The organism is Conchiformibius kuhniae DSM 17694, from assembly GCF_000428785.1.
Taxonomy (GTDB): domain Bacteria; phylum Pseudomonadota; class Gammaproteobacteria; order Burkholderiales; family Neisseriaceae; genus Conchiformibius; species Conchiformibius kuhniae.
The window spans coordinates 1-2,971 of the sequence record NZ_AUAP01000046.1 but is presented as its reverse complement, the minus strand read 5'-3'; the positions used below and the strand labels follow the sequence as shown (position 1 = coordinate 2,971).

Annotated in this window: 3 protein-coding genes; all 3 read left to right on the top strand. The window is 52.2% G+C overall.

Translation table 11 applies throughout. The features are described from left to right. The first annotated feature begins 54 nt into the window (after positions 1-54). Genes miaB through G392_RS0109535 form a run of 3 tightly spaced genes read left to right on the top strand, consistent with a single transcriptional unit; the run spans position 55 to position 2,831 of the window. On the top strand, positions 55-1,377 hold the full coding sequence (gene miaB, locus G392_RS0109545; protein WP_027010044.1) for a tRNA (N6-isopentenyl adenosine(37)-C2)-methylthiotransferase MiaB: 1,323 nt from the start codon (positions 55-57) through the stop codon (positions 1,375-1,377). Positions 1,378-1,382: 5 nt separating this feature from the next. Next, complete coding sequence (locus tag G392_RS0109540; protein WP_027010043.1) at positions 1,383-2,054, top strand: hypothetical protein; 672 nt, start codon at positions 1,383-1,385, stop codon at positions 2,052-2,054. Between the two features lie 21 nt (positions 2,055-2,075). After that, positions 2,076-2,831 carry an ankyrin repeat domain-containing protein gene (locus tag G392_RS0109535; RefSeq protein ID WP_027010042.1) on the top strand — a complete coding sequence of 252 codons (756 nt, stop codon included), beginning with the start codon at positions 2,076-2,078 and terminating at the stop codon, positions 2,829-2,831. Positions 2,832-2,971 lie beyond the last annotated feature (140 nt).

Sequence of the window (2,971 nt, the reverse complement as noted above, 5' to 3'; positions counted from 1 at the left end):
CCCTAACCCTCCCCCGCACACGGGGGAGGGAATACGATGAGAAAGTTATTGATTATGAAAAAAGTCTTTATCCGCACCTTCGGCTGTCAGATGAACGAATACGACAGCGAAAAAATGCTCTCCGTCTTGGCGGAAGGCGATGATTTGGAACAGGTTTCCACCGCCGAAGAAGCCGACATCATCTTGTTCAACACCTGCTCGGTGCGCGAAAAAGCCCAAGAAAAAGTGTTTTCCGACTTGGGGCGCGTGCGGCCGCTCAAAGAAAAAAATCCCAATTTAATCATAGGTGTGGGCGGTTGCGTGGCATCGCAGGAAGGCGAAGAAATCGTCAAACGCGCCCCCTATGTGGACGTGGTGTTCGGTCCGCAAACCCTGCACCGCCTGCCGCAACTGATTGCCGACAAAGAAACCACCGGCTATTCGCAAGTGGATATTTCCTTTCCAGAAATTGAAAAATTCGACCACCTGCCCCCCGCCCGCGTGGACGGCGGCAGCGCGTTTGTGTCCATTATGGAAGGCTGCTCCAAATATTGCAGTTTTTGCGTGGTGCCGTACACGCGCGGCGAAGAATTTTCCCGCCCTTTGAATGACGTTTTAACCGAAATCGCGGGCTTAGCGCAACAAGGCGTGAAAGAAATCAACCTGTTGGGACAAAACGTCAATGCCTATCGCGGCGAAATGGACGATGGCGGCATTTGCGACTTTGCCACGCTGCTGCGCATCGTCCACGAAATTCCGGGCATCGAGCGCATGCGTTTCACCACCAGCCACCCGCGCGAATTTTCCGATGCGATTATCGAATGTTACCGCGATTTGCCGAAACTGGTTTCCCATCTGCACCTGCCCGTGCAAAGCGGCTCCGACCGCGTGTTGGCGGCGATGAAGCGCGGCTACACCGCGTTGGAATACAAATCCATCGTCCGCAAACTGCGTGCCATTCGTCCCGATTTGTGTTTGAGTTCGGATTTTATTGTCGGCTTTCCGGGCGAAACCGAGCGCGAGTTTGAGCAAACTTTGAAACTGGTCAAAGACGTGGCGTTTGATTTGAGCTTTGTGTTTATTTACAGCCCGCGCCCCGGTACGCCCGCCGCCAATCTGCCCGATGACACCCCGCACGCGGAAAAAGTGCGCCGTTTGGAGGCCCTGAATGAAGTGATGGAAGCGGAAACCGCCCGCATCAACCAAACCATGCTCGGCACGGTACAGCGTTGTTTGGTAGAGGGCATTTCCAAAAAAGACCCCGACCAACTGCAAGCGCGTACCGCCAACAACCGCGTGGTGAATTTCACCGGTTCGCCCGATTTGATTCATCAGATGGTGGAGATTGAAATTACCGAAGCGTTTACATTCAGCCTGCGCGGCAAATTGTTGGAATAAACGCCATGCACACCATCAACAGTCATTTTGTCTGTTTCGGCTGCCGTTTGCGCGTGCGCCACGACAAATACGACCGACAGGCTGCGGTGGTGTGTCCGCAATGTGGCGGCGCGTGTGCCGGCGTGGGCGACCGTTGCCCGATTCCGCCCAAAAACAAGGAAAAAGCATGGCAACAATTGGCGCAGGATTACCGCCAACGGCAACGCGCCATCGCCGCCGATTATGTACAATGGAAACAAAAACTATTGCACATCATTGATAAACATATTATTTGTGCCGAAGCAATGAATTTGCCCGATGTGCTTGCCAACGACCGTTTGTGGCAAAGCGCCGTCCAAGCCTTGCCCGAACTGCCTTGGGCGTTTGAACGTCCGTTTGAATTTTGTCTGCCGCAAGCACCTTATGCCGTGGCATGGAGCAGCATCAGACAAAGCGACTACCGCAATCTCAAAGAATTGCTTGCCCGTCCTGCCAACAAACACCGTCAGCAACTGATTGACGCGCTGCTTGCCGAAAAAAACAATCTGCACATTTACGATGCCTATGGCGAATTGTGGCTGCAACACAGCAATAATTTTTGGACATTGCGCCACCGTCCGCGCAGCGAATTGGGCGATGCGCCGTGTTTTGCCTATTTGTGTTGTTCTGCTGATGACGGGTATGTTGATTTTTCTTAATGATTTTTGAAAGGTATTGAAATGAACATTCAAGTAAAAACGCTTGCTTCCGTGCTTGCGCTGTGCCTGTTTCAATCAGCCTGCACCGCGCCCGAAGCCCCGTCCGCCGATGCCGCGAAACCCGCCAACGGCTTCCGTTTCAGCATGGCGGAAATGCAAGACATTGCTTCGCCGAACAAATTGCGCCACCGCATTTTTTACGCCAAACCGTCCGAAGGCAAAGATGCGGCGTGGTTTGACGCGGTCAAACGCGGCGATTTGGCAACGGTGAAAAAAATGGCGGAAAACGGTCAAGACCTTGAAGCCAAAGACGAAGCCGCCTTGGGACAAACCGCGCTGGGTTGGGCGGCGTTTATCGGCTATGAAGACATGGTCGATTATCTGATTGGCAAGGGCGCGAGCCTGCACGCTACCGACCGTGGCGATGTGTATAATGTGTTGAAATCGGCGGCTTTGGGCAAAAACACCAATATCGTCCGCAAATTATATAAATTGTTGGACTACAATAAAACCAAGCTGGACGACCAAAGCGTGGAAAGCGACGGCGAAACGCTGCTGATGGTGGCGGCGAGCAACAACCGTTTGGAAACGGTGAAATTTTTGCTGGCGCAGGGGGCGAACCCGAATTTGGTAACCACCACGCAAAATCCGAATTTGGGTTCGTATAATCAGAGTGCGCTGTCCTACGCCTGTACGCGCGGGCATACGGAAATGCAAAAACTTTTGATTGAAAACAAGGTTATCAACCACCGCACCGGCAAATCAAGCTGCGAATGATAAAAATTTTAAAAATCAGCACCTAGGGCGTGTCATCAATTAAAATTTCTACTATAAATCAGTATAATAACAAAACGCCGTCATTCCCGCGAATGCGGGAATCCACTGCCTGATGTTTGGCAAGCAAGCATAGCTTGGGT